The sequence below is a fragment of the Nesterenkonia sp. K-15-9-6 genome, from assembly GCF_052656005.1.
This window is the reverse complement of sequence record NZ_JBQYEY010000001.1, coordinates 110,017-135,156: the sequence shown is the minus strand read 5'-3', so window position 1 is coordinate 135,156 and position 25,140 is coordinate 110,017. Positions and strand designations below refer to the sequence as shown.

Annotated in this window: 22 protein-coding genes; 7 read left to right on the top strand and 15 right to left on the bottom strand. The window is 70.3% G+C overall.

Going from position 1 to position 25,140, the window contains the following annotated elements; translation table 11 throughout:
- Nucleotides 1-379: 379 nt before the first annotated feature.
- Genes SD455_RS00570 through SD455_RS00560 form a run of 3 tightly spaced genes read right to left on the bottom strand, consistent with a single transcriptional unit; the run spans nucleotide 380 to nucleotide 3,701 of the window.
- The gene (locus tag SD455_RS00570; RefSeq protein ID WP_445506952.1) at nucleotides 380-1,459 is read right to left on the bottom strand and encodes a zinc-binding dehydrogenase; all 1,080 of its coding nucleotides are present in this window, start codon (nucleotides 1,457-1,459) and stop codon (nucleotides 380-382) included.
- Complete coding sequence (locus SD455_RS00565) at nucleotides 1,459-2,283, bottom strand: glucose 1-dehydrogenase (RefSeq protein WP_070162615.1); 825 nt, start codon at nucleotides 2,281-2,283, stop codon at nucleotides 1,459-1,461. The genes SD455_RS00570 and SD455_RS00565 overlap by 1 nt, the downstream gene beginning before the upstream one ends.
- Before the next feature lie 26 nt (nucleotides 2,284-2,309).
- Nucleotides 2,310-3,701: a GntP family permease gene (locus tag SD455_RS00560; RefSeq protein ID WP_070162613.1), complete on the bottom strand. Its 1,392-nt coding sequence runs from the start codon at nucleotides 3,699-3,701 to the stop codon at nucleotides 2,310-2,312.
- 238 nt (nucleotides 3,702-3,939) lie between these two features.
- On the opposite strand from SD455_RS00560, the gene SD455_RS00555 reads away from it, so the two are divergent.
- Nucleotides 3,940-4,629 carry a FadR/GntR family transcriptional regulator gene (locus tag SD455_RS00555; RefSeq protein ID WP_311024247.1) on the top strand — a complete coding sequence of 230 codons (690 nt, stop codon included), beginning with the start codon at nucleotides 3,940-3,942 and terminating at the stop codon, nucleotides 4,627-4,629.
- A 38-nt stretch (nucleotides 4,630-4,667) separates the two neighbouring features.
- On the opposite strand, the gene SD455_RS00550 is transcribed toward SD455_RS00555, so the two are convergent.
- Nucleotides 4,668-5,618, bottom strand: coding sequence for a phosphoglycerate dehydrogenase (locus tag SD455_RS00550; RefSeq protein ID WP_311024246.1), 951 nt, complete (start codon nucleotides 5,616-5,618; stop codon nucleotides 4,668-4,670).
- On the bottom strand, nucleotides 5,615-7,063 hold the full coding sequence (locus SD455_RS00545) for a gluconokinase (RefSeq protein ID WP_085437275.1): 1,449 nt from the start codon (nucleotides 7,061-7,063) through the stop codon (nucleotides 5,615-5,617). Before SD455_RS00545 ends, SD455_RS00550 begins: the two co-directional genes overlap by 4 nt.
- A gap of 134 nt (nucleotides 7,064-7,197) precedes the next feature.
- On the opposite strand from SD455_RS00545, the gene eda reads away from it, so the two are divergent.
- Nucleotides 7,198-7,851, top strand: a complete 654-nt coding sequence (gene eda, locus SD455_RS00540) for a bifunctional 4-hydroxy-2-oxoglutarate aldolase/2-dehydro-3-deoxy-phosphogluconate aldolase (protein WP_070160946.1) — start codon at nucleotides 7,198-7,200, stop codon at nucleotides 7,849-7,851.
- Between the two features lie 57 nt (nucleotides 7,852-7,908).
- Here the strand turns inward: eda and glpK are convergent, their stop codons facing one another.
- From glpK to SD455_RS00525, 3 genes are all read right to left on the bottom strand, one after another.
- The gene (gene glpK / locus SD455_RS00535) at nucleotides 7,909-9,423 is read right to left on the bottom strand and encodes a glycerol kinase GlpK (RefSeq protein ID WP_070160944.1); all 1,515 of its coding nucleotides are present in this window, start codon (nucleotides 9,421-9,423) and stop codon (nucleotides 7,909-7,911) included.
- Nucleotides 9,424-9,542: 119 nt separating this feature from the next.
- The gene (locus tag SD455_RS00530) at nucleotides 9,543-10,274 is read right to left on the bottom strand and encodes an MIP/aquaporin family protein (protein WP_070160942.1); all 732 of its coding nucleotides are present in this window, start codon (nucleotides 10,272-10,274) and stop codon (nucleotides 9,543-9,545) included.
- Nucleotides 10,275-10,470: 196 nt separating this feature from the next.
- Entirely contained in the window at nucleotides 10,471-12,195 is a 1,725-nt protein-coding gene (locus tag SD455_RS00525; RefSeq protein WP_070160954.1) for a glycerol-3-phosphate dehydrogenase/oxidase, read from the bottom strand.
- Nucleotides 12,196-12,356: 161 nt separating this feature from the next.
- On the opposite strand from SD455_RS00525, the gene SD455_RS00520 reads away from it, so the two are divergent.
- Nucleotides 12,357-13,352, top strand: coding sequence for a sugar-binding transcriptional regulator (locus SD455_RS00520; protein WP_085437277.1), 996 nt, complete (start codon nucleotides 12,357-12,359; stop codon nucleotides 13,350-13,352).
- Nucleotides 13,353-13,602: 250 nt separating this feature from the next.
- The gene (locus SD455_RS00515; protein ID WP_445506951.1) at nucleotides 13,603-14,682 is read left to right on the top strand and encodes a GTP pyrophosphokinase; all 1,080 of its coding nucleotides are present in this window, start codon (nucleotides 13,603-13,605) and stop codon (nucleotides 14,680-14,682) included.
- A 78-nt stretch (nucleotides 14,683-14,760) separates the two neighbouring features.
- On the opposite strand, the gene thiD is transcribed toward SD455_RS00515, so the two are convergent.
- The 4 genes from thiD to SD455_RS00495 form a co-directional block, all read right to left on the bottom strand.
- Nucleotides 14,761-15,639 (bottom strand): bifunctional hydroxymethylpyrimidine kinase/phosphomethylpyrimidine kinase, encoded by an 879-nt coding sequence (gene thiD, locus SD455_RS00510; protein ID WP_445506950.1) that lies wholly within the window; start codon nucleotides 15,637-15,639, stop codon nucleotides 14,761-14,763.
- Nucleotides 15,640-15,809: 170 nt separating this feature from the next.
- Nucleotides 15,810-17,051, bottom strand: a complete 1,242-nt coding sequence (chrA, locus tag SD455_RS00505; protein WP_085437279.1) for a chromate efflux transporter — start codon at nucleotides 17,049-17,051, stop codon at nucleotides 15,810-15,812.
- An 87-nt stretch (nucleotides 17,052-17,138) separates the two neighbouring features.
- Nucleotides 17,139-17,858: a response regulator transcription factor gene (locus tag SD455_RS00500; protein WP_070160932.1), complete on the bottom strand. Its 720-nt coding sequence runs from the start codon at nucleotides 17,856-17,858 to the stop codon at nucleotides 17,139-17,141.
- Nucleotides 17,855-19,129: a sensor histidine kinase gene (locus SD455_RS00495; protein WP_445506949.1), complete on the bottom strand. Its 1,275-nt coding sequence runs from the start codon at nucleotides 19,127-19,129 to the stop codon at nucleotides 17,855-17,857. The genes SD455_RS00500 and SD455_RS00495 overlap by 4 nt, the downstream gene beginning before the upstream one ends.
- Nucleotides 19,130-19,260: 131 nt before the next feature.
- On the opposite strand from SD455_RS00495, the gene SD455_RS00490 reads away from it, so the two are divergent.
- The 3 genes from SD455_RS00490 to SD455_RS00480 are packed head-to-tail and all read left to right on the top strand — an operon-like array spanning nucleotide 19,261 to nucleotide 22,257.
- Nucleotides 19,261-19,905 carry a hypothetical protein gene (locus SD455_RS00490; RefSeq protein ID WP_445506948.1) on the top strand — a complete coding sequence of 215 codons (645 nt, stop codon included), beginning with the start codon at nucleotides 19,261-19,263 and terminating at the stop codon, nucleotides 19,903-19,905.
- 60 nt (nucleotides 19,906-19,965) lie between these two features.
- A complete protein-coding gene (locus SD455_RS00485) occupies nucleotides 19,966-21,159 on the top strand; it encodes a GDSL-type esterase/lipase family protein (protein ID WP_445506947.1) in 1,194 nt (397 codons plus the stop codon).
- A gap of 9 nt (nucleotides 21,160-21,168) precedes the next feature.
- Entirely contained in the window at nucleotides 21,169-22,257 is a 1,089-nt protein-coding gene (locus SD455_RS00480) for a VanZ family protein (protein ID WP_311024238.1), read from the top strand.
- 35 nt (nucleotides 22,258-22,292) lie between these two features.
- Here SD455_RS00480 and SD455_RS00475 read toward each other — a convergent pair whose 3' ends face one another.
- The 3 genes from SD455_RS00475 to SD455_RS00465 form a co-directional block, all read right to left on the bottom strand.
- Nucleotides 22,293-23,048: a hypothetical protein gene (locus SD455_RS00475; RefSeq protein WP_445506946.1), complete on the bottom strand. Its 756-nt coding sequence runs from the start codon at nucleotides 23,046-23,048 to the stop codon at nucleotides 22,293-22,295.
- A gap of 62 nt (nucleotides 23,049-23,110) precedes the next feature.
- Nucleotides 23,111-24,091 carry an AEC family transporter gene (locus SD455_RS00470; RefSeq protein ID WP_445507011.1) on the bottom strand — a complete coding sequence of 327 codons (981 nt, stop codon included), beginning with the start codon at nucleotides 24,089-24,091 and terminating at the stop codon, nucleotides 23,111-23,113.
- Between the two features lie 74 nt (nucleotides 24,092-24,165).
- Entirely contained in the window at nucleotides 24,166-25,038 is an 873-nt protein-coding gene (locus SD455_RS00465) for an SOS response-associated peptidase (protein WP_237089981.1), read from the bottom strand.
- Between the last annotated feature and the right edge of the window lie 102 nt (nucleotides 25,039-25,140).

Sequence of the window (25,140 nt, the reverse complement as noted above, 5' to 3'; positions counted from 1 at the left end):
TCTGCGAGGGGCGGGCGTCGTCGTCGGGTGTTCCTGTGGAAGCAATGCCTCAATACTACATCTTGGGTCGGGGCACGGTAGTCACCACTAGATGCTGTACTCACACCAGTGTAGTTCGTCCACCGGCGAGTGCACAGCCCCTGTGGACCGACGGATCCGCGGATTCATGCGGATCCCTGCGTGACGCACCCCGGTGGTCCACAGCTGTGGAGATCGGCCCCTCCACGGGAAGGATGATTTTTCTCACCGCGTGTCGCGGCGTGTCGACCCGCTGGGACGGAAGATATGCCCCGCAGACGCAGAACCGGCCGCAACATCTTGTGCTGCGGCCGGTCCGAGGCAGGGTCGGGCGGGCGGAATCAGGGGCACATGCCTCCGCTCAGCTCCACCGGGCGGTGATCACCTTCCCAGACGCCTGGGCGTCCCCGGCGGCGGCGAACAGCACCGCCGGATCCCCTGGGTCGAGCTCATGGGTGATGACCGACTCGATCTCCGGGCGTCTGGCCAGCATCTCCACGGCGGCGTCGATCTCCTCATGGAACCGAAAGGTGCCCACGTAGCGGACCTCCTTGGCGATGAACGGCGCCAGATCCACCGGTCGCGGCTCAGCCGGCACCATGCCCACCTGCACCACGACGCCCGCAGGACGCACTGCTTTCAGCACCGCCGAGATCGACGCCGCGGCACCGGAGCACTCCAGCACCAGGTCGTACGCGCTGGCAGGGAGTTCCTCCCGCGAGACGTCCACCGCGCCGTCGGCGCCCTGGCCGCGCGCCCTTTCCAGCGGCTCCGCCAGGACATCGGCCACCGTGACCTCAGCGGCCCCGGCGTCGCGGAGCGCTGCGACCGCCAGCAGACCGATGGGCCCGGCGCCGGCGACCAGCACCCGTGCCCCCTGCACCGCGGCACCCACCGTCCGCGCCTGGGCGAGGGCATGCAGGGCCACTCCGAGCGGCTCCGCGAGCACGGCCCGGCGCACCGGGAGCTCCCGCGGGAGCGGTCGCACCATCTCCCGGTCCACCAGGAGCAGCTCGGTGAGCGCCCCCTGAGTATGAGGCCAGGTCGACGCGCTGCCCAGATACGATCCGTCCGGCCACAGATGGGGCGCCTCGGCGATCCGGGGGTCCCGCGTCCCGAACCGCGCAGGATGCACCGTCACCGGCGTTCCTGGCGCCCAGCCCCCGGACGGGTCGTGCTCCACCTCTCCGGAGAGCTCATGCCCCGGGATCAGCGGTTCCCGCACCTCGAAGGCGCCGTTGGCCCCCTGCTGGAAGTAGTGCAGGTCGGATCCGCAGACCCCCACGTGGTGGACGGCGATGCGCACCTGGCCCGGGGACGGCGGCGGCACCACGGTCCGACGCACCTGCGCCTGCTCGGCGCCGTCGATGAACAGCGCACGCACCTCACGCGACCCCGCCTCCCCCGTCGTCCAGGGATCCCGTTCGCTGGGCCTGTCCATCAGACCACCGCCGTCATGCCGCCGTCGACGAACAGGTTCTGCCCGGACACGAAGCTCGAAGCCTCAGAGGTCAGGAAGAGCAGCGCACCGGAGAGCTCCTCGAAGGAGCCCCAGCGTCGGGCCGGCGTGCGGGCCACCAGCCAGGAGCTGAACGCCTCGTCCTCCACCAGCGCCCGATTCATCTCCGTGGCGAAGTAGCCCGGCGAGATCGCATTCACCTGGATCCCATGGCGCGCCAGGTCGGCGGCCATGCCCTTGGTCAGCTGTGCCACGGCTCCTTTGGTGGCGGAGTACGGGGCGATCGTCTCCCGCGCCAGCATCGACTGGACCGAGGCGATGTTGACGATCTTGCCCGACCCGCGGGCGACCATCCCGGGCACCACGTGCCGCGAGACGTAGAAGACGCTGTCCAGATTCGAGGCGACCAGCGCGTCCCAGTCCTCCGGATCGAAGGTCTCGAACGGCGCGCGGCGCTGCAGGCCGGCGTTGTTGACCAGGATGTCGGGGACGCCGTGGACCGCGATGAGCTCCTCCAGCCCGGCCCGCACGGCCGCGACGTCGGTCACGTCGAAGCGGACCGACACCGCCTCGCGACCGGATCGACTCGAGGCCTCAGCCCGCACGGCTTCGAGGGCCTCAGCGTCCCGGCCGTGCACCACCACGCGGGCCCCGGCGTCGGCGAGAGTCAGCGCCAAGGCCCGACCCAGCCCTCGGGAGGACCCGGTCACCAGCGCCAGCCGGTCCGCGACGTCGAACAGGGCCGAAGGGCCGGTGGGCACGGTCGACCCCGGGTCATCGCCTGCGGACTCCGCAGGTCGCTGCATGTGCTGATCAGTCATGATCCCCCTTCTCAGACGGCACTGGCGGCCAGGTAGACGATGCCCACGAGCAGGAAGCCGAGGACGGACTGCAGCGCCTGCTGCACGGTCCAGGTCTTCAGGGTGGTCTTCACGTCCATGCCCATCAGGCGACCGACCAGCCAGAAGCCCGAGTCGTTGACGTGTCCTGCGAAGACGGAGCCTGCGGCCGTGGCGAGCACGATGCAGGCGACCTGAAGCGCATTGAAGTCGCCGGCGAGCACGGCCGGGGCGGCGAGGCCGGCCGCCGTCACCAGGGCGACGGTGGCCGATCCCTGGGCCAGACGCAGCGCCACCGCGATGAGATAGGCGGCGACGATGACGGGCAGCCCGATGCCGCTGAGCGAGTCCGCCAGAGCATCCCCGATGCCCGAAGCTCGGAGCACCCCGCCGAACATGCCGCCGGCACCGGTGATCAGGATGACGGAGCAGACCGGGCCGAGGGCCGAGTCCAGCAGCTTCTCCAGTGCCGAGCCCTGCTCACCGCGGCGATGGCCCAGCACGACGGTGGCGACGATCACGGTGATCAGCAGGGCCATGGCCGAGGTGCCGAGGAACGTCAGCGTCTGGACCCACAGGTCCTCGTCGCTGACCACGCCGACCGAGGCCAGGCTGCTCAGGCCGGTGTTGAGGAAGATCAGGAACATCGGCAGCAGCAGCAGGCCGATGACGGTCGCGACCCGCGGCGGGTTGTGCGGCTGGTCGTCGTCGACGTCGCCGAAGAGGCTCGGGACGGGCACCATGATGCGCTCCCCCACCAGACGGCCCCACACGGCTCCTGCCAGGTACCACAGCGGATACGCGATGATGAGCCCCACCAGCAGGACGAGTCCGAGGTTCGCCTCGTAGAACTCGGTGGCCGAGACAGGGCCGGGATGCGGCGGCAGGAAGACGTGCATCACGGAGAAGGCGGCGGCGGTGGGGATGCCGAAGAGCAGGACCGACCTGTTGCCGGAGACCCGTCGGGCGACGGCGAAGACGATCGGCAGCATCATCACCAGGCCGGCGTCGAAGAACATCGGGAATCCCAGGATCAGGGAGGCGATTCCCAGCGCGAGCGGCGCCCTGCTCTCCCCGAATGTGGTCACCATCCGATCCGCCAGGGCCTTCGCCCCTCCGGAGTGCTCCACCAGCCGACCCAGCATGGCTCCCAGCGCCACGAGGATCGCCACCGACGCGAGGGTCGAGCCGAAGCCGTCCATGAGCGTCTCCGAGATGGCGGCCATCGGCACGCCGGCGACGATCGCGGTCAAGGCCGAGACGACCACGAGGGTGATGAAGGCGTGGACCTTGAAGCGGATGATGAGCAGCAGGATGAGCGCGACGGCGCCGACGGCGATGGCCAGCAGCGGACCGGTGCCCAGGGTCTGCGTCCAGTTGTCCATGTGTATCTCCATTGATCTGCGGGACGACGCAGCGGGGAGGACCGTGTCCTGCCTCACACGCCGTGAACAGAGCCGAGCCTGCCATATAGATCACACTTTTCGCAACCACTGGTCATACCTATGCGTGTCAGCCGTCACGGCCCCATCGTGGTGTCCTAGTGTGGTGGTGATCCGCCCCTCCCACCAGCATCCCCCACCAGCATCCGCAGCAGGACCTCACCCCCAGAAGGCAGGCCCCGTGGCATCACACGACTCCGTCCTCGACCACCTCGGACGCCGCATCGCCGGCGGCGAGCTCGCCCCGGGCACCGTGCTGACTCTCGCAGGGCTCGAGTCCGAGTACGGGGTGTCGCGGACGGTGATCCGCGAGGCGGTCCGGGTGCTGGAGGCCAAGGGCATGGTGGCCTCCAAACGCCGCATCGGGGTCACCGTCGCGCCGATGAGCAGCTGGAGCGTCCTGGACCCCGATCTCATCCGCTGGAGGCTGCGCAGCGCGGCGCGGGCGCAGCAGATCGTCGCGCTGACCGAGCTGCGCCTGGCCGTGGAGCCGGCCGCCGCACGGTTGGCCGCACTGCGCGCCACGGAGGACCAGCGCGCCGAGATCGGCAGGCTCGCCGCCGAGCTCGACCGGCTCGGAGCCGCCGGCCGGGGCGACAGCCCCGAATATCTCGCCGCCGACATCGCCTTCCACGACTGCCTGCTGGACGCCTGCGGCAATCTCATGCTCACCGCCATCAAGGAGCCCATCGCCGAGGTCCTGACCGGCCGTCAGGACGCCGGCCTGACCCCTGCCCATCCCGTCCACGAGGCGCTGCACAACCACGTCGAGGCCGCCGGAGCCATCGTGCGCGGCGATCCGGACGCTGCGGAACATCACGTGCGCGCCTACGTCGAGACCATCCTCGCCGAGGTGCGGGTCCTGCCCTGAGCCTCTGCCGCCGGTCGGTCACCTGTGAGACCTGCCGCTCAGACCACGCGGTGGCGGCAGTCCCGGCCCTGCAGGACGTCCAGCAGATTGCCCACGGCGGCCTGCGCCATCCGGTGCACGGCCTCAGCAGTGTGGGCCCCGGTGTGCGGAGTGGCCACGACCCGGGGATGACCGATCAGCGGAGAGCTCCGCGGCGGCTCGGTCTCATAGGCATCGACTGCCACCCCATGGAGCCGCCCCTCCTCCAGCGCCGCATGCGCGGCCTGCTCGTCCAGGAGTCCTCCCCGGGCCGTGTTGACCACGATGGCGCCGTCCGGCAGCAGGTCCAGGCGGCGTGCGTCGACCAGATGGCGGGTCCTCGGTGTCAGCGGCACATGCAGGCTGAGCACATCGGCCCGCCGGCACACCTCGTCGACGGAGCCGGGGACGATCCCAAGCTCACGGATGCGGTCATCGTCCAGGGCGGGGTCGCAGCCATGGACCTCCATGCCCAGTCCGGCGCCGGCACGAGCCACCTGCCGCCCGATCTCACCGAGTCCGATGACGCCCAGCCGACGCCCGCCGAGCTCCACACCGTCGGCCCGGGGCCAGTCCCCCGCGGCGACGGCGGCGTCGAGACGCGGGATGCGGCGTGCCACCGCGAACATCAGGCCGACCGTCAGCTCGGCCACCGACTGGGAGTTGGCCCCCGGGGCGTTCGTCACGACGACGCCGGCCGCCCGCGCCGCCTCCAGGTCCACCCGGTCGGTGCCCACGCCGTAGCGGGAGATCACCGTCAGACGGGGGGCCGCTGCGATGACACGAGCTGTGTAGTCGTCCAGCCCGGCCACGACCCCATCGACATCGGCGATCAGGGCGATGAGCTCAGCTTCGCTCAGCGGCCGCCCGTGGGGGTTGAGCACGACGTCGGCCCCTGCCTCTCGGATCCGGCGCAGCGCCGGGTCCTCCGGCGTGCGGCTCAAGGACGTCGGGGTGACCAGGACCTTCATGCGGCACCTCCCGAGGCGTCTTCAGCCGGGCTGGTGCGGGCGTAGCCCTCCAGGTACCTGGCGAACTCAGCGGCGTATCGACGCGTCCGGGCCATATCAGGGGTGATCGTGCTCCTGCGGGCCTCTGTGAGTGCAGGCTGCGCGCTCTCCACGCCGGCCGCGCGCAGTCCCATCTTCACCGCGCCCACCGTGGAGCTGTGCTGCAGCGCCGAGATCTCCATCTCCACGCCGAAGACATCGGCGGTCAGCTGGGTCCAGAACGGCGAGGAGAGCACGCCGCCGGAGAGGATGATCCGCTCCGGCTCGCCGTTGAGCGCCGTCAGCTCCCGGTAGCAGTGGAGCAGAGAGAACGTCACGCCATGCAGGACGGACTGATACATGTCTGCGCGACTGTGCCGGGGATGCAGCTCGAGGAAGCCCCCGCGCCGTTGGTCCTGCCAACCGGGGCAGCGTTCACCGAACAGGAACGGCATGAACAGCGGCAGATCCCTCTCCCGGGCGCTGAGCATCGGCTCCAGCTGGTCGAAGGTCATCGCGCCGCCGAAGAGCTGGCCTTTGGCCCAGTCCACGCAGTTGGTGCATCCGGAGGCGGCTGCGCCGGAGAGCCAGCCGGTGGGCGAGCGATAGGCCCAGGTGCTCATCCGCGGTGACAGCGAGGGGCCGCCGACGGCGAACCGCAGGGCTCCCGAGGTCCCCATGGAGAAGGTCATCCGCCCAGGCTCGGTGGCATCCTCCCCCACCTGGTTGAGGCCCCCGTCCGGGGCAGGCACGACCACCGGGGTCCCGGCCGCCACACCGAGCATGCTCGCCGCCTGAGCGGTCAGCGGCGCGGTGTCGACACCGTCATGGAGCTCCGGAAGTTCGATGCCGTCGAGGCCGAGTCGACGGATCACCTCGTGGTCCCAGTCATCGGAGGAGGTGCTCAGCAGTCCCGTGCCGGAGGCCTGGGAGTAGGAGGTCCAGCGGCGACCGGTCAGTCGGGCGAAGGTGTAGCTGTTCTGGTCCATGACCACACCGCCGGTCAGGTCCATGCCCTGGCGGGCCAGGAGCATGAGCTTGAAGGCCGGGTAGATCGCATTGACCATGCAGCCGGTCCGCTCATAGAACCATCGCGTGAACTCCTGGTCCGCACGGAGGTCGGCACAGAGATCCTGGGCTCCCGTGTAGGGCCATTCCTGCACGCCGGTGATGGGGCTCAGGTCCGGCTCGCGGACGGTCAGGCCGTGCCAGGTTCCGGACAGCGCCACCATGTCCACCGAGCGCCCGGCGGCCGCTTCGGCACCGAGCTGGACCAGCTGGACGAAGATCCCTTCCGCCTCCCGGACGGCCGCATCCTCTCCCCCGATGACGAATCGGCGAGTCCGGACCGTCACCTCCTGGGTCTCGGTGTCGAAGAGCATGGTCTTCGCCGAGGTCGTGCTCGCTTCGAGGGCAAGGATGAGCATCCCGTCTCGCCTCCTGGGTCGACGCTGAAGGTGGAGGCGAGCCGCCCGAGGCGGCACCGCCTGCCGCCAATGATATGATCATTTCACTCGAAAAGTGAACCGGGCCACTCTGACGCCCGATGGAAAGGTCGACGATGACCGACGCGCTCGCCACCATCGCCCACCACGGCGTGGTCCCCGTGGTCACGCTCCACGACGCCGACCACGCGCCATCTCTGGGCCGCGCGCTGATCGCCGGCGGGCTTCCCGTCGCCGAGGTGACCTTTCGCTCGGCGGCCGCTGAGTCCTCGGTGGCCGCGCTCACCCGAACGCCTGATCTGCTGGTCGGGGCCGGCACGATCGTCACTGCGGAGCAGGTGGACCGGGCCGCGACGGTCGGAGCGCAGTTCATCGTCTCCCCGGGACTGTCCCGTGCCGTGGTGGACCGCGCCGCCGCCCACGGACTGCCCGTCATCCCCGGAGCCGTCACCGCCACGGAGGTGCAGTCTGCCCTCGAGATGGGCCTGACCACGGTCAAGTTCTTCCCCGCCGCCACCTCCGGCGGCCCCGAGGCCATCAGCGCACTCAGCGCCCCGTTCCCGCAGGTGCGATTCATGCCCACCGGAGGGGTGACGACCCGGAGCCTCCCTGACTACCTGGGACTGCCGTCCGTTCTCGCCGTCGGCGGCTCCTGGATGGTTCCGAGCGACCTGCTGACCCGCCAGGACGAGGCAGCTCTGACCGGGACGATCCGGCACAGCGTGGAGCACGTCGCGCACGTACGTCGGGACACACGACGGCGGGGCTGACCTCCTCGAAGAGATCAGCCCCGCCGTCGTGATGGTCAGGCCGCGCCCGGGTGCGCCTCAGGCCGTGTCCTCATCCACCCAGTCGAAGGACCGCTCGACGGCCTTCTTCCACAGCCTCAGGGACCGCTCGCGCTCGGCGGCGTCCATGGTCGGGCTCCAGCGCTTGTCCTCCGCCCAGTTCGCGGTGACCTCCTCGGTGCCCTTCCAGAAGCCCACCGCGAGCCCCGCCGCATAGGCGGCGCCGAGCGCCGTGGTCTCGATGACCTGCGGGCGCACCACGTCGACGCCGAGGATGTCCGCCTGGAACTGCATCAGCGTCTCGTTGACGACCATGCCGCCGTCGACCTTCAGCTCGGTGAGCGGGCGACCGGCGTCCTCGTCCATGGACTCCACCACCTCCGCGCTCTGGTAGGCGACCGACTCCAGGGCGGCCCGGCACAGGTGGTTCTGGTTGACGTACCGCGTCAGACCCACGATCACTCCGCGGGCATCCGACTTCCAGTAGGGGGCGAACAGCCCGGAGAAGGCCGGGACGATATAGGCCCCGCCGTTGTCCTCGACCTTCTTGGCCTTCTCCTCCGACTCCGGAGCGCTGCGGATGATGCCCAGGTTGTCGCGCAGCCACTGGACCAGGGATCCGGTCACGGCCACGGCGCCCTCGAGGGCATAGATGGTGTTCTGCTCTCCGATCTTGTACGCCACCGTGGTCAGCAGGCCGTTCTCGGAGCGGACGACCTCCTCCCCGGTGTTCATCAGCATGAAGTTTCCGGTGCCGTAGGTGTTCTTGCCCATGCCCGGCTCGAAGCATGCCTGACCGAAAGTGGCAGCCTGCTGGTCACCCAGGATCCCGGAGATCGGGGTGTCGATGAGCAGACCCTGCTTGTGGCCATGGCCGTAGACCTCGGAGGAGGAGCGGATCTCCGGAAGCATGGAGGTCGGGACCTCCATGTCCGCGCAGATCTCCTCGTTCCAGTCCAAGGTGTCGATGTTCATCAGCATCGTGCGCGAGGCGTTGGTGACGTCAGTGATGTGCACTCCGCCGTTGGGGCCGCCGGTCATGTTCCACACCAGCCAGGAGTCCATGGTGCCGAACATCAGGTCGCCGGCCTCGGCACGCTCCCGAGCCCCCTCGACATTGTCGAGGATCCAGCGGATCTTGGGGCCGGCGAAGTAGGTGGCCAGCGGAAGGCCCACTCGCTCCTTGTAGCGCTCTGGACCGGCGTCGCCTGCGAGCTCGTCGCAGATCGCCTGGGTGCGGGTGTCCTGCCAGACGATGGCATTGTGGACCGGCTCGCCGGTGTGGCGGTCCCAGACGGCGGTGGTCTCCCGCTGATTCGTGATGCCGACGGCGGCGAGGCTGTGCCGGTTGATGTTGGCGTCGGCCAGAGCCAGGCCGACGACCTCGCGGGTGTTGCGCCAGATCTCCTGCGGGTCGTGCTCGACCCAGCCGGCGCGGGGCAGGATCTGCTCGTGCTCCTTCTGCCCGCTGCCGACGATCTGTCCGCCGTGGTCGAAGACGACGGCTCGCGTGGAGGTGGTGCCTTGGTCGATCGAGAGGACGTAGTCGTTCATGGGTCTGGTTCCTTCCCAGGGGAATGTGCCGCGCTGTGCGGCTGCTGGTCGGACTGCTGGTCGTGATGTCTTCAGTCTGCCTGGAGACTGGGCGGCGCGTCAGCCCCCTCGTGCGGAGCTCAGCTGAGCAGCGGCAGGACCTGGACGGTGGTTCCGGCGAGGATCGCGCCCAGGATCGGGCCGACGATGGGCACCCAGGAGTAGGCCCAGTCGCTCGACCCCTTGTTGCCGATGGGCAGCAGCGCGTGGGCGATGCGGGGACCGAGGTCACGGGCGGGGTTGATCGCATAGCCGGTGGGACCACCGATCGAGGCACCGATGCCGACGACGACCAGCGCCACGGCCAGCGGGCCGAGCTCCGAGGGGGTCTCGCCGAACATCAGCACCAGCAGGACCAGCACATAGGTCCCGATGGCCTCGGTGACCACGTTCCAGCCGTAGGCCCGCTTCTCCGGTCCGGTCGAGAAGACGCCGAGGATCTTGCCTGCGTCGGTCTCGGCGTCGAAGTGCTTCTTGTAGGCCAGCCAGGCCAGGACCGCGCCGATGAAGGCACCGATCAGCTGGGCCGCGAAGTAGGCGAACATATGCGGCACGGTGGCCGCGATGCCCGGGGCGAACTCCTCAGCCCCGGAGGTCATCAGGCCGACGGTCACCGCCGGATTGATGTGGGCTCCGGACCCGTAGGCCACATAGACACCGGCGAAGACGCCGAGGCCCCAGCCGAAGTTGATGAGCAGCCAGCCGCCGCCCAGCCCCTTGGTCCCGGCCAGGATCGCGTTGGCGACCACGCCGGCACCCATGAGGATGAGCATCGCGGTGCCCATGATCTCAAACAGGAAGATCGTTTCCATTGGTCCCTCTCCTATTGCCATTCATCATTGAACGAGGTGCGGATGATGATACCTGTGAGCGGACGAACATTTCGCCGTTTGGCTGTGCTGCATCTCACAGTTCATTCAGGGTGGACCTCTGCCCGTCCGATCAGGGACGGGCGAGACACCCGGACGTCGCCGCCGACTCCTGCCAGGCGGCGACGTCAGATCAGGGTCACCGAGCGAGGTAGTCCGGCGTGGCCTCCGCCACCAGCGCGGCCGCCTCGGCGTCGCTGGTGGTGCGTTCAGCGGCCAGGTGCGCCTCGACCACCCGTGTGAAGGCCTGCTTCTCACGCGCGACAGCGGCCTCGTCCCAGCCCAGGGCCGGTGCGACGATCTCGATCACGGCGTCCATGGCGCCCAGCCCGCGGTCCGGGACCTCGTGGAAGACCCGGGTGCGCCGCTCGAGGAGGTCCTCCAGGTGGAGGGCGCCCTCGGCACGGGCGGCATAGAGGAACTCCACCCGGAGGTGCCCCCCGGTGCCGGGCGCCTCCTCGCCGAGAGCAGGGTCTTCTTCGACCAGGGCCAGCAGCTCCGGAAGCAGCGAGCCGTATCGGTTGAGCAGCCGGTCCACTGTCTCGTCCGACCAGCCGTGGGTCTGACCGATCTCCGGCGCCCGGGCCTCCCACTCGCTGTATCCCTGCCCGCCGAGCAGCGGCATGGCATGGGTCAGACTCTCGCGGTGGACCTGCCGGTCCCCGAGGGCGAAGGTGATGACGTCCTCCGCCATGACCCGGTAGGTCGTCAGCTTGCCTCCCGCCACGGCGGAGAGCCCGGGGGCCAGACGCATGACGGTGTGCTCGCGGGAGACCTTGGAGCTCTTCGACTCGTCGGTCTCCACCGGCTGCAGCAGCGGACGCAGGCCGGCCCACGTGCCGATGACGTCGTCATGGCTGAGGTCGGACTCCAGCACCGCATTGGCGTGCTCGAGCACGTAGTCGATGTCCTCCGCGGTGGGCGCAGGGGTGTCGATGTCCTCATGCCACGCGGTGTCGGTGGTGCCGATGGACCAGTAGCGCCCCATGGGGATGATGAACAGGACGGACTTCTCGGTCTGGGTGATGACGCCGACATGGTCGTCCGCGGAGATCCGGTCCTTCGGCACAGTGATGTGGATGCCCTTGGAGGCCAGCACCTTCAGTCCCGACGGGACCTCGGCGGCCTCCTGCTGCCGACCCGTCCAGACGCCGGCGGCCAGCACCGTCTCCCGCGCATGGATCTCGAGGCGCTCACCGGTCTCGCGGTCTCGCACGGCCACTCCCTGGACGGGAGCATCCTCGGCGGCGGCGGCCTCGGCGTCTGCGGTGTCGGCCGCACCCGCACGCAGGTACTCGGTGACCTCCGTACGGCTCGCCACCAGGGCGCCGAGACTGTGGGCGCTGCGAGCCAGCGTCATGACCAGTCGCGCGTCGTCGACCTGGGCGTCGTAGTACTCCAGGGCGCCGATGAACTTGTCATGGTCCAGGCCCGGGAAGCGCTGCCGCAGCCGCGCGCGGGAGAGATGCCGATGGAACGGCACCGGGCGCTTCTCCCCGGGACGCATGGACATCGCGTCATAGAGGGAGACCCCGGAGCCGATGAACGCTCGGTCCAGCACGCGCTTCTCGAACGGGAAGACGAACGGCAGGGCCCGCACCAGATGCGGCGCGGTGTGCTTCAGCAGCAGGTCGCGCTCCCGGAGAGCCTCAGAGACCAGCTTGAAGTCGAGCATCTGCAGATAGCGCAGCCCGCCATGGACGAGCTTCGAGGAGCGGGACGAGGTGCCCTGGGCGAGGTCCTGCGACTCCACCAGGCCGACGCGGAGTCCGCGCGTGGCGGCGTCGAAGGCTGCGGCGGCGCCGACGACTCCACCGCCGACGACGAGGACGTCCAAGGGGTCCTCGGGACTGGTCCCCGCCATCGCCTCGAGGGCCTCGCGGCGGGTCTCTGTGCTGAGCGGCTCTGCTCTCACCGGCGATCTCCTTGTCACATGGACGGTGATGTGTGGTCCATCTCATCGGGTCCAGCGCATCTTCTCAAGCATTCTGCACAAACGTGCACCATTGGGGCATACTGCACACCATGAAGGCCTCATACCGCGAGAAGGCGGAGTACCACGCTGCACGGATGTACTACGGCGAGCATCGGACCATGCAGTCCGTCGCGGCGGAGCTCGGCGTCTCCCGCTCCACCGTGTCCCGGCTCCTGCAGCAGGCGCGTCGTCAGGGCATCGTCAGGATCTCGCTGCATCCCCCGGTGGACCGCACCAGCGCCCTGGAGCACCGGATCGGTGAGCTCTACGGGGTGCGCGCCCATGTGGCCGTCTCCGAACGCGGGGACGACCCCGCACGCCGCAGCGACAGCGTCTCGGTGCTGGCCGCCGGGCTCATCGACCGGCTCGTCACCCCGGGAGCTGTGGTGGGCGTGGCCTGGGGCCAGACGATGACCTCGGTGGTGGCGCGGCTGAACCGGCGCGAGGTCCCTGACCTGCATGTGGTGCAGCTCAACGGCGCGGTGAACTCGGAGCCGGAAGGCATCGGTGCTCCGCTCGGGACCGGAATCGGCGTGGTGGAGCGGTTCGCCGCGGCCTACGGCGCCCGGGCCCACGTGTTCGCCGTGCCGGCGTTCTTCGACTACGAGGAGACGAAGAAGGCGCTGTGGCGGGAACGCTCGACCCGCCGCATCCTGGACATGCACCGCCGCGCCTCCCTCGCGGTCTTCGGGGTCGGGACCTTCGCGGAGGGCCAGGCCTCCCAGGTCTACTCCGGCGGATACCTCAGCCGAGACGACCTGAACGCGCTCAGCGCCGAGCAGGTGGTGGGTGACGTGTGCACCGTGTTCCTCCGGGCCGACGGCAGCTGGGAGGACATCGCACTGAACAGCAGGGGCTCCGGACCGGTGCCCACGGAGCTCGTGGAGGTGCCGCGGCGCGTGTGCGTGGTCAACGGTCCCCACAAGGTGCCCGCGCTGCGCGGGGCCCTGGCCGCGGGTCTGGTCACCGATCTGGTGCTGGACCAGATCTCCGCGGACCGCCTGGCGTACGGCCAGCACCGGGACCAGGCGGTGGCAGAGGGCTGAGGCGTCCCGCGACGTAGGCCGGCGGCCTGAGCATCGGCCTGAGCAGCGAGGTGAGCAGCGAGGTGAGCATCGGCATGAGCAGCACCACGCGCGGTCCGCGGAGAACAGCTCCCAGGTCTCGATTCGGCCACATGCGTCGAGGAACTTCACAGGTTCCGCTCCTAGGGTCGACAATCGAAGGGGTCGAGCTGCACCGACTCGACACCCCGGCTCGTATCGACGCGCCGGGACGGAATACGAAGGAGTGACCATGTCCACTGGCCAGTCCACTGAGGCCGACAGCCGTCTCCTGTCTGCCGATGGGCCCAGCCCTTCCCCCCGTGAGCAGCACTCTCCCTCCCCCGGCCGCTCTCGCCCGGCCGGCCCGACGCGCGCCGACGACGCGGAGGACCAGCCGCCGCGCCAGGCAGGCCGCACCCGTGGCGCCGCGATCGCCCGCACCGACGCCGTCGCCGACGACGACACCTACCAGCAGCTGCTGCGGCAGCTGCACACCAACGCCGGCAAGAACGGCACCACCGGGGCAGTGCCGCGCATGGTCGACATCCGCCGCCAGCTCACCGAGTTCCAGCTGCACTACAAGTTCGGCATGGACGAGGTGCTGACCAAGATCAACGTGCTGCGCGAGGAGTTCGAGCACACCCGGGACTATTCCCCCATCGAGCACGTCAACTTCCGGCTGAAGTCACTGGACCGGATCCTGGACAAGGTCCAGCGCTACGGCTGCGAGCCCACCCTGGAGGGCATCCGCGGCTCCATCCGCGACATCGCCGGGATCCGGATCACCACCTCCTTCGTCTCCGACGCCTATTGGGTCGCCGAGATGCTGTGCAGCCAGCCGGACCTGCGCGTGGTGGAGGTCAAGGACTACATCCGCAGCCCCAAACCGAACGGGTATCAGAGCCTGCACGTGATCGTGCAGGTTCCGGTGTTCCTCTCCAACCGGACCGAGTTCGTCTACGTGGAGGTACAGATCCGCACGGTGGCGATGGACTTCTGGGCCTCCCTGGAGCACAAGATCTACTACACCTACTCCGGTGAGGTCCCTGACGACATCCACGACCAGCTGCGCGACGCTGCCGAGAAGGCCGCCGCGCTGGACCGCCAGATGGCGGACATCCGGGATCGCGTCACCGCCCTGAAGGAACAGGCGCCGAGCTCCGGGCAGGGCGCGACCGGTCCGACGCCGGCCGCCGCCGACCGCCCTCGCACCGGACCGTGGTTCCCCGACGAGGACGTGCCCGAGAGCGAGTTCCCCGGAGAACAGGCCTCCAGCGCCGCGTGGAAGTGGGAGGACATCGCACAGCAGGCCTCCTCGCAGCAGAACTGAGCCGCGCACAGAGCGGCAACCGGCCGGCGTGCAGGCACCCAGCGGGTCCGTCGTCTGCGAGCCGGTCCGGCGTCCGGATCAGCCCTGCGTCCCCCACAGGTGGGCGAAGTGCTGGATGGGCCCGTGCCCGTGCCCGACGTTGAGGCGCTGCGTGTCGCGCAGCGCCTCAGTCATCCACACCTTGACCTGGGGCACGGCCTCATCCCAGCTGAGACCTCGCGCCCGCAGCGCCGCCAGTGCGGAGGACACCGAGCAGCCGGTGCCGTGGGTGCTGGTGGTGCGCACCCGTTCGGAGACGTGCCGGCCCTCGTCCGGGCGAGCGCCGTCGTCGTCGGCCGGATGCACCAGGATGTCCTCGACCTCGTCGTCGTCGAAGTGTCCACCCTTGGCCAGGACCACCACGCCGTGGGCGTCGGCGACGCTCCGCGCCTGCCGGACCAGCGTCGCTGCATCGGCGGCCGGCTCCTGCCCGGCCAGCAGAGCCAGCTCGGGGATGTTCGGGGTGATGAGGTCCGCACGGTGCAGGAACTCGATGAGCGCCTGCTCGGCATCCGCCTGGAGGAGCCGATCCCCCGAGGTGGCGACCATCACCGGGTCCACCACCAGCCACGGCCGGTCCGGCAGGCCGTCCCACCACTGGGCGACGGTCTCGATGACCTCCACGGTGCCGAGCATGCCGACCTTGACCGCATCGAGAGCGACATCGTCACTGACAGCGTCCAGCTGCGCACGAAGGAACGTCACCGGCGGCAGGTGGATGTCACGGACACCTTCGGTGTTCTGCGCCACCAGTGCGGTGACCACCGCCATGCCGTAGGCTCCGTGGGCGGCGAAGCTCTTCAGGTCCGCCTGGATGCCGGCCCCGCCGGTGGGGTCCGTCCCGGCGATGGACAGCACGTTGGGGATCTCCCGGACGCCTGACGGGGAGCGGCGCGGTGCAGAGGCGGGTGAGGTCATCGGGCATCCCTTCGCGAGCATGATCAGGTGCAGGTTCAACGGGTGTGGTCTCAGCCAGGTCCCCTGCGGGGACGCGGCACCCCGTGCCGATGATCGAGTCTAGTCCAGCGCGGTGGGCGCCCTCACACCCACGTTCCCGGCTGATCGCCTCTCGACGGCGCGTGGGCCCGTCACAGCACAAGCCACCCCAGCACGCCGGCGACGAGGACGACCGCCCACGCCGGCACCCTCCAGCTGTTCAGCGCGATGAATGCCCCGACGACCAGCCCGAGGGCCCCCGGACCGACGTCGAGGACTCCGGCGGTGAAGACCGGGTCATACAGGGCGGCCGCGAGGATTCCGACCACCCCGGCGTTGACACCGGTCAGTGCGCGTCGGGCCAGCGGGGCGCCGCGCAGCGCTTCCCAGAAGGGCAGGGCGCCCACCACCAGCAGTGCCGCGGGAAGGAAGATGGCCGCCACCGCGATCAGCGCCCCCACCACGCCGCTGGGACCGGAGGTGGTGGAGGCCCCCAGGTATCCGGCGAAGGTGAACAGGGGCCCCGGCACCGCCTGGGCCGCGCCGTAGCCGGCGAGGAAGACCTCAGGGTCCACGAGGCCCGAACCGACCGTCTCGGCTTCCAGCAGCGGCAGGACCACGTGTCCACCGCCGAACACGAGGGCGCCGGCCCGGTAGAACAGGTCCACCAGCTGGGCCGCTGCGTGCCAGGCCGCTGACCCGGCCGCGGCCACCAGCAGCGGCAGGCCCACCAGCAGGATCCCGAAGAGCACCAGCGCGGCGGCGGCGACACGGCGGGAGACGGCCACGGTGAAGGCATCCTCCTCCCGCGCCTGCGGGGTCTCGGGCCGCAGCCACACCAGACCGATCACTCCTGACGCGGCGATCGCAGCGACCTGGATGAACGGGTGCGGGACCAGCACCACGGTGATCATCGCCAGCGCCGCGATGGTGGCGCGGGCCGCGTCCGGGGTCAGCGTCCGGGCCATCCCCAGCACCGCGTGGGCCACGACCGCCACAGCCGCGGCCTTCAGCCCATGGATCCACCCGGCGTCGGAGAGGTCACCGACGGCGGAGACCCCGTAGGCGACGACGACCAGCAGGACGACCGACGGCATCGTGAAGGCGAACCAGGCCGCGGCCATGCCGCCCCAGCCGGCCCGCTGGAGCCCCAGCGCCATGCCCACCTGGCTGGAGGCCGGGCCGGGCAGGAACTGGCACAGGGCGACGAGGTCCGCATACGCCTTCTCGCTGAGCCATCGACGGCGTTCCACGAAGGCCTCGCGGAAGTAGGCGAGGTGAGCCACCGGGCCGCCGAAGGACGTCAGCCCGAGACGGAGGAAGACGAGGAAGACCTCGAGGACACTGCCGTCATGAGCGCGGGCGGGGCCGTGGGACGGTGAAGAAGGGGTCACAGGACTCCAGACTGACGTGAGCAGGTGAACGGCGGGGAAACGCAGCAGGTAAGGGCTCGGGCACGGGGATCAGGCACGGGATCAGGTTCAGCCCCGGGGCTCGGGAGGCCCCAGTCCCGCCCGATGGGCGAGGATGGCCAGCTCGGTGCGGTCTCGGGCATGGAGCTTGTGCAGGATCCGACTCACGTAGGTGCGCGCCGTGGCCGGGCTCAGATGCAGGGTGGCACCGATCTCGGCATTGGTCAGGCCCTGCGCCACCGCGCGCAGCACCTCATGCTCGCGGTCGGTCAGCTCGCTGAGATCGAGTCCGGCGCCGTCGTCGGGGCCGCTCGCAGGGCTCGGCAGCGCTGCCACGTGCTCCATGAGTCGGCGTGCGATCTGCGGAGAGAGCAGGTTCCCGCCCTCGGCAGCGGTCCTCACCGCGCCCCTCAGCTGCTCGGCGGGCGTGTCCTTGAGCAGGTATCCGGCCGCTCCGGCGCGGACGGCGTCGAGGACGTCGGCGTCGTCGTCGAAGGTGGTCAGGATGAGCACGCGCACACCGTCCAGCTGCGGGTCGGCGCGGATCGCTCGCGTGGCGGCGACTCCGTCGGTGCCGGGCATGCGCAGGTCCATCAGGACCACATCAGGGCGGGTCCGGCGGACCACGCGCAGCGCGTCGTCGCCGTCGACGGCCTCCCCTACGACCTCCAGGGGCTCGTCGCCCAGAGTCCCGGAGGCGCCGCCCTCCTGCGCTCCGCGGGCCAGCAGCGCCCGGATCCCCGCCCGGACGAGGTCCTGATCATCGGCGAGCACGACATGGATGGTCACGGTGTCCTCCCTGGGGCAGCAGGCGGGCGGCGACGCTCCTCGGGGTCCGAAGGCAGCGGCAGCAGGGCCCGCACCAAGAAGCCGTCGGCCTGTGGCCTCGCTTCGAGCGATCCGCCGCAGGCCTCCGCGCGCTCCCGCATGCCTTGCAGCCCATGACCGGCCGCCGGGCGGCTTCCGTGGTGCGCGGCGGCAGGTTCCCGCCGCGGCCCGGGATCCTCGACTTCGACCCCCAGGCCGCCGTCCGTCAGCCCGATCCACAGCCGAGCCTCCTCGGCCCGGGAATGCCGGACGATGTTGGTCAGGGCCTCCTGGGCGATCCGATGGGCCGCCGCCTCCCGGGCCGGCGGCAGCGCCACCGGGACCTCGATGTGACAGCTGATGCGCAGCGGGAGCGCCGGGATGACGGATCGCCGAAGGCCGTGGAGCGTAGGCGGCACTCTGGACGGGGCGCTCACGGCGTCAGCGGCGTGGTCAGGGTCCTCCGCATCGTCCCCATCGGCCTCCTTCCGGAGCTGGCGGACCGTGCTGCGCAGCTCATCGAGCATGGTGCGGCCGGTGCGAGCCACGACGTCCATGGCCTCCTGTGCGGCGCCGGGATCGTCTTCGGCGGCCTCTCGGGCCAGATCGGCATGCAGGGTGATCACGGAGATCTGATGTCCGAGCGAATCATGCAGCTCCCGAGCCAGCGCCGTGCGGTCGTCACTGCGCTGACGGGCGGCTCGGCTGCGTTCCAGGCGCACGCTGGTCTCCACCAGCTTGTCGGTGCGGCGCTGGAGACGGCGGCGTGTCCTCAGGGCATCGCCCAGAGCGATCGCTGCGGCCATCAGCGCCACATGTCCCGCCGCCTCGTAGCCGAGGATCTGGACCGGATCCTGGCCCTGCAGGAGCCGCGCCGTGTAGCTGACCAGCAGCAGCACGACGGCGGCGAGCGCCGGCCAGCGGGGACCACGCTGCTCGGCGGCGGAGAACAGGGCCGCAGCGGTGGGCACGCTGAGTCCCACCACCGGATAGCCGATGCTGTAGTAGGCGAACAGGCCGAGCACGGTGAGCCAGAGCACCAGCAACGGGTGGCTGCGGCGCACGAGCATCAGCGCACCGAGCCCGGCGGCCCAGAGGTAGGCGAGAACGTCCGGGGCACGGTCCCCCGCCTGGTCCGCTGAGATCATGATCGACAGGGTGGCGGTGACCGCGAGCGCCATCGCGATGTCCAGGCCCTGCGGCCTGGTCATGCCGACGCCCCGTCGCTCGTCCTCGGGGTCCGCCTGTGCCATGGGCCCAGTGTAGGCCGGGCCTGGGCCAGAGGTGATCGCCCCAGGAGGTCTGGGGTGTCGCCTGGAGGCGACCGGGTCCCTCGCCTGGAGACGGATTTGGCCGCCCTCTCCCCGAGGCGATGCTGGAGGGCATGGACATCCCTGCGCATCAGCCTCAGCGCGGCCGGCCCCAGCACAGCCGGACCGAGACGCCCGTCGCCCGGGGCACCCACGCGGCCACATCGACGACCCGACCAGTCTGCCCTCCCCGACCTGTCCGCCCTCGCCGACCGCCGCAGGTTCTTCCCGATGGAGCGGCGCTCGGCCGTTCCCTGCCCTGGTACGGCGCCGTCGCCCTGGCCCTCCTGGCCGTGCCCCGTGTGGTGCTGCATGACCTGCACCTGATCGCGCCGGGCTCGGTCCTCAATGCTGTTCTGGCCGTGGTTCCGCCGCTGGTGTGGGTGGTGGTCGCCGTCGTGATGCGTCTGCGCCGTCCGTTCCTGGCTCTGCTCGCGGTGGGCGCGGTGTACGGCGTGCTGCTCGCCGTCCTGCACCTGGTCCTCTGGGACCTCAACGTCCTCTGGGACCTCAACGTGGCGGGTGCCGATGTGCGGCTGGGCGGGAACTTCGAGGATCTGCCGCCGGCGGCGCATGTCCTCATCACCCGCGGGGCCGCCACGGTGTCCAGCCTGTTCACCGGTGTGGCAGTCGGCGCGGTGACCGGACTGGCCGCCGGCTGCCTGCGGTCGCTGCTGACGCGCTCTGACCGTGAGCCGGTGCGAGGCCGCTCCCGCTGATCCGTCCGTCGGGCGGAGCCGGACCCGTCCACGCCGCAGGGCTCAGTAGACTGTCGATCCATGACCGACGTGTCCTGTGATTCTGCGCTGACGTGTCCGATCGAAGCCCTTCACGTCCACGGCGCGGGGGAGCTCGCCCCGGGTCTCCGCGGAGTGGTCCCGCACCGGCTTCCGGCGCCGGCCCGGCGGCAGATCCATGACCCGGGCACAGCGGCTGTGGCCGCCGCGCCGGCAGGAGTGCGGCTGCGGCTGCGCACGGCGGCCCGGCGGCTGATGGTCACCGTGCTGCCCACCGACATGGGGGCCCGGGATGATCCCACTCGCCCGGCTCCGCTGCATGACGTACTGGTCGACGGCTCCCTGCTGAGCTGTCCTGTCGCTCAGCCGCTCGAGCAGCGTGGGTCGGAGCCAGTCCGGACGGCAGAGGATCCCGGGCTGTGGCAGGTGGACGTCTCCGGATCGGCCCCGGACGGACTGCTCCCCGCGGGCGACAAGCTGGTGGAGATCTGGCTGCCGTATGAGGAGCCGGCGGAGCTGGTGGACATCCATGCGGATGCTCCAGTGGCGCCGGCCCCGTCCGACGGTCCGCGGTGGGTGCACCACGGCAGCTCCATCAGTCACGGATCCGACGCCGAGGGACCGTCACGGGCTTGGCCGGCGGTGGCGGCGCAGGCCGCAGGCCTCGACCTGGTGAACCTGGGGCTGGCCGGCAACGCGATGCTCGACCAGTTCACCGCGCGGACCATCCGGGACCTGCCGGCGGATGTGATCACACTGAAGCTGGGCATCAACGTGGTCAACGGCGATGTGTTCCGGCTGCGCAGCTTCTCCCCTGCGGTCCATGGCTTCCTGGACACGATCCGTGACGGCCATCCGACCACCCCGCTGCATGTGGTGACCCCGTTGTGGTGCGGCATCCAGGAGCACACTCCCGGGCCCGTGGTCGCCACTGATCACGCGGGGCATGACGGCGTCGTGCGCCGCGTCTTCCACGCCGCCGGAGACCCTGCCGAGGTCGAGCAGGGTCGCCTGACGTTGACGGTCGTCCGTGCGGAGCTGGCCCGGATCGTGGGCGAACGCGCCCAGGACGATCCCCATCTGCATCTGGTCGACGGGCTGTCCCTCTATGGGCCCCGAGACGCGGAACGGCTTCCCCTGCCGGACGCTCTCCACCCGGACACTGCCACACACGCGCTCATCGGCGAACGGTTCGCGCGGATCCTGCGGAGCTCGTGGCCCGCATGCCGGCGATAGGCTTCCCCCATGGAGCAGCAGGTCATCCTCGGGGCGCTGGCCATCGGCGTCGGCTTCGCCGCCGCGGTCGCGCTGTTCGTGCCGTTCGTCGTAGTCAGCTATCGGGTGCGGGGGCGGCTGAGCGCGACGCGTCTGTTCGTCTGGTTCGCCGCACTGGTCTATTTCTGGGCCATCTGGTCCTATACGTTGCTGCCCCTACCCTCGCCCGAGACGATCACCTGCGCAGGGACCAATCTGGATCCGCTGCGCTTCGTCGATGACGTCCGAGGCGCGCTGGGCCCGCCGCGCGCCACGCTCACCGACCCCGCCGTGCTTCAGCTGGCGCTGAACGTGCTGCTGTTCGTGCCGCTGGGCTTCTTCATCCGGCTCCTGGGGAACCGGGGGATCCCCACGGCGGCAGTGGTGGGTCTGTGTGTGTCCGCAGTCATCGAGACCACTCAGCTGACCGGCGTCTGGGGCCTCTACCCATGTGCCTACCGGGTCTTCGACGTCGATGATCTGCTGATGAACACTCTGGGCGCCGTCTGCGGATCCGTCATCGCGGTGCTCATCCCCCGCGAACGCCGCGGCATCCGGACCCACGTGGAGGCCGTGATGCCCCGCGAGGTCACACGGGGCCGGCGCCTGCTGGCGATGCTCTGCGACGGCCTCGGTCTCCTCCTCTTCGCGGCCGCCGTGACGATTGCTCTGCGGGCTGGCCTCCTGTACGTCCTGGACGACCGCGAGGCGGCCCTCGGCGAGACCCCGACGACGCTTGGCATGCTGTCCGCCTGCGCCGTCTGGCTGCTGCTCATCCTGGGCACCGGCAGGTCGGTGGGCGACGTCGCCGTGCAGCTGCGCTACACCGGCTCCGTCTTCCCCACACCGGTGACCAGGACGCTGCGGGCCGTGACCGGCGTCGTGGGCTTCGGCGTGCTGATGCTCGCACCCGGCCCCGGGACCGCCGCGGCCTGGGCGTTCGTCCTGCTGAGCGTCATCGCCACCCTCACCACCGATCGCGGACGAGGCCTTCCCGGAGTCCTCTCGCGACAGCGCGTCACCGATGCCCGCCGCGAAGCGTGGCGCGGCGCGGCGCCGTCGTCGGACCTCCGACGGTGAGCGGGGCGATCACCCGCGACCCGCCGTGGGTCGGCTCAGGGCCTGCGCTCGGCAGTCTCGATGCGGTCCAGCAGCTCCGCCAGGAAGTCGGCCGCCTTCGCCACGCGTCCGACGGTCAGTTCGGCCCGGGAGTGGGTCAGCAGGCCGTCGCCCTCGACGCGGACCGGGCACCGGTCGGCCCGCTCCTCCTGGAGGAGCCACGTGCGCACATCCCGGGTCAGGATCTCCTGAGCCTGGTCGGCCGGGACGCCGCCGACGACGAACCTCTCGTCGAACTCCGGGTCCCCGATGGCCTCCGGGCCGACCCCGACCGCCTGGGCGGCCTTGCCGAACAGGCCGCGACGTTCGAGGAAGAACGGCGGCATCGGCTGGTGCAGCCCCAGCACCACGATCTGGTGCTTCTCGGTGACCTGGACGCGCTCCCGTCGGCGTGATCCCGAGGACGTGCCCCGAGCAGTCCCCGACGGCCTCTCGGTGCGGTACCGATACTCGAAGGCCAGCAGAGGCCGGCCCCGATGCTCGCCCTCCAGCACGTGCACCGCGGTGGTCCGGTAATCCACGCGGGCCTGACCGGACAACGGCGTCCTGCCGCGTCGTCCGTACCGGAACGGCCTGCCCTCGAAGCGGCGCGTCAGGGATCGATCGGAGGGACGATACGACCATCCTCGCGCCTCCGCCGCGCTGCGGATCCTGTCCCGCTCCTGCTTCTTCGTCCACCACGCCCAGGCCAGGATCCCGATGAGCACCACTGCTCCGAGGATCGGCCACACATCGCCCAGAAGCTCCTGCATGCGCCCCACCTCCGTGGGGACATCCTATCTGTGAGCTGTCTCACATGCCCGGCGGGTCGTGGTCACACTGTCAGGAACCCGGCCACCAGCGGGATGGTCACGATGGAGGCGAGCGTGCCAGCGACCAGGATCGCCGCGGCAAGCCGACCGTCGCCGTCGTACTCCTCGGAGAAGATGAACACCGTGGTGGAGGACGGCATGGCCGCCATGAGGATCAGGGTCATGGCCCACACCGGTCCGAGGTGATCCAGGAACGGCAGCACCGCCAGCCATGTCAGCAGGGGCAGGGCCAGGATCTTCACCACGGTGCCCAGCAGGATGGAGCGCTTCGGCACCCCGCCGCTGCGGATGCCCTCCACCGCCGGATGCATCGCCAGGCCCACGGCGAACAGGGCCAGCGGCACCGCCGTCTGCCCCACCATGTCCACGCTCTCGGTGACCACGCCGGGGAGCCCCAACGGAGTGAGCACCAGCAGCAGCGCCGCCGCCATGGACAGCGCCACCGGGTTGATCAGCACAGCCCGCTTCACGATCGGCCACAGCCGGCGCCGCCACACGGACGGGAAGTCCCGGCACGCACCGCCGGCCCCAGCGTCCGCCGCCGTGCCGACGACGGTGCGCACCACCGGATAGCCGGTCATGTAGACCATGTTGTGCACCAGGTGGATGATGCCGGCGGCCAGTGCGGCCTCCGGACCTACGGCGCTCAAGGTGATCGGAATTCCGAAGTAGCCCACATTGCCGAAGGTCGCCGCCAGGGACGTCGGGGCCGCCCCCTCGCGGGCCCGCGGCCCCAGCAACAGCGCAATCCCGTAGGTCGCGGCAGACAGCGCCAGCGTCACCACGGCGGCGATGATCACCGCTCCGACCGGGAACCCGTGCCCCAGCGGGGCGTCCACCACGGCAGAGAAGACGAACGCCGGCAGACCGAAGTAGAACACGAAGGCGTTCAGGGCGCCCTGGGCCTGCCGGAAGCGGGCGGCGAATCCGGCCAGGAAGCCGACGACGAGCACGACGAACATCGGGGCGATCGTCATCAGCATGGAGAGCACCCTCAGATCCTAGGTCATCAGGACCTCGACGACGGCCATGCCCGCACCTCAGCTCGGCGGCTGGGTCAGAACATCGTGCCGACCGGCCGGATGAGCTCCGGGGAGTCATGGCGGACGTTGCCGACCGCCCGATCCACCTCGTGGATCCTCCAGCCGCGGGCCACCTGGACCGCATCAGTGCGCAGCGCCCCGACGGCAACCTCCATCTCCTGCTTCGACCGCTCGCCGGGGGTGATCCACTCGGCGGCGGACTGCGGGGACATCGCCAGCGGGAGGCGGTCATGGAGTCCCGCCAGCTCGGTGAGCACCGCCTCACCCTGGGCCGCCCCCTCGTCGTCAGCGGCGACCGCCGCGCCGTCGTCCTCTACGGCGCCCGTCGCGCCGTCATCGTCTGCCTCCGCCGGCTGCGGCGACGGGCCGGTGAGGATCGTCACCGAGAGCACCCAAGCGTCCTGTCCCTCGGCCTCCCGCTGCGGATCCTTCCACCATTCGTAGAGGCCGGCGAAGAGAATCAGCGGCGCCTGGGCGTCCTGGATGAAGAAGGGCGTGCGCACCGGCTTCGAGGCGCCCTCATCCTGGGTCACCTGCCATTCGTAGTACCCCTGGACAGGCACCGCGCAGCGTCTCCTGCGCACCGCAGAGCGGAAGCTGGGTTTGGAGACCACCGTCTCCGAGCGGGCGTTGAAGGTCTTCGAGCTGAACGCCGCACTCTCGGCCCAGCGGGGCAGCAGCCCCCATCGGGCGGCGTGGACCTCACGGCGCCGACCTTCGCCCTCCTCGTAGCGCTCCACCAGGATCGGCACCGTCGAGGTCGGGGCGACGTTCCAGGACAGCCGCCACGGCTGCGCGTCGTCGCCGGGAAGCTCCCCACCCAGCGACACCTCGTCCATGCCGCAGCTCTCCAGCGCGTCGACGAGCTCTCCGGCCCGCAACGCCATCACATACCGTCCACACATAGGTCCCCCTCAGCGTCGGCCTGTCGGCAGGAGCCTACGCGTTCCACCGCAGCGACAGAACCCCACCGGAGCTGCGCACCCCGA

What these genes read in the sequence shown, in the direction of transcription:
- SD455_RS00570 (WP_445506952.1), bottom strand. Translation starts at nt 1,459, where the DNA reads ATGGACAGGCCCAGCGAACGGGATCCCTGGACGACGGGGGAGGCGGGG.
- SD455_RS00565 (WP_070162615.1), bottom strand. Translation starts at nt 2,283, where the DNA reads ATGCAGCGACCTGCGGAGTCCGCAGGCGATGACCCGGGGTCGACCGTG.
- SD455_RS00560 (WP_070162613.1), bottom strand. Translation starts at nt 3,701, where the DNA reads ATGGACAACTGGACGCAGACCCTGGGCACCGGTCCGCTGCTGGCCATC.
- SD455_RS00550 (WP_311024246.1), bottom strand. Translation starts at nt 5,618, where the DNA reads ATGAAGGTCCTGGTCACCCCGACGTCCTTGAGCCGCACGCCGGAGGAC.
- SD455_RS00545 (WP_085437275.1), bottom strand. Translation starts at nt 7,063, where the DNA reads ATGCTCATCCTTGCCCTCGAAGCGAGCACGACCTCGGCGAAGACCATG.
- eda (WP_070160946.1), top strand. Translation starts at nt 7,198, where the DNA reads ATGACCGACGCGCTCGCCACCATCGCCCACCACGGCGTGGTCCCCGTG.
- glpK (WP_070160944.1), bottom strand. Translation starts at nt 9,423, where the DNA reads ATGAACGACTACGTCCTCTCGATCGACCAAGGCACCACCTCCACGCGA.
- SD455_RS00530 (WP_070160942.1), bottom strand. Translation starts at nt 10,274, where the DNA reads ATGGAAACGATCTTCCTGTTTGAGATCATGGGCACCGCGATGCTCATC.
- SD455_RS00525 (WP_070160954.1), bottom strand. Translation starts at nt 12,195, where the DNA reads ATGGCGGGGACCAGTCCCGAGGACCCCTTGGACGTCCTCGTCGTCGGC.
- SD455_RS00520 (WP_085437277.1), top strand. Translation starts at nt 12,357, where the DNA reads ATGAAGGCCTCATACCGCGAGAAGGCGGAGTACCACGCTGCACGGATG.
- SD455_RS00515 (WP_445506951.1), top strand. Translation starts at nt 13,603, where the DNA reads ATGTCCACTGGCCAGTCCACTGAGGCCGACAGCCGTCTCCTGTCTGCC.
- thiD (WP_445506950.1), bottom strand. Translation starts at nt 15,639, where the DNA reads ATGACCTCACCCGCCTCTGCACCGCGCCGCTCCCCGTCAGGCGTCCGG.
- SD455_RS00495 (WP_445506949.1), bottom strand. Translation starts at nt 19,129, where the DNA reads ATGGCACAGGCGGACCCCGAGGACGAGCGACGGGGCGTCGGCATGACC.
- SD455_RS00490 (WP_445506948.1), top strand. Translation starts at nt 19,261, where the DNA reads ATGGACATCCCTGCGCATCAGCCTCAGCGCGGCCGGCCCCAGCACAGC.
- SD455_RS00485 (WP_445506947.1), top strand. Translation starts at nt 19,966, where the DNA reads ATGACCGACGTGTCCTGTGATTCTGCGCTGACGTGTCCGATCGAAGCC.
- SD455_RS00480 (WP_311024238.1), top strand. Translation starts at nt 21,169, where the DNA reads ATGGAGCAGCAGGTCATCCTCGGGGCGCTGGCCATCGGCGTCGGCTTC.
- SD455_RS00475 (WP_445506946.1), bottom strand. Translation starts at nt 23,048, where the DNA reads ATGCAGGAGCTTCTGGGCGATGTGTGGCCGATCCTCGGAGCAGTGGTG.
- SD455_RS00470 (WP_445507011.1), bottom strand. Translation starts at nt 24,091, where the DNA reads ATGCTGATGACGATCGCCCCGATGTTCGTCGTGCTCGTCGTCGGCTTC.
- SD455_RS00465 (WP_237089981.1), bottom strand. Translation starts at nt 25,038, where the DNA reads ATGGCGTTGCGGGCCGGAGAGCTCGTCGACGCGCTGGAGAGCTGCGGC.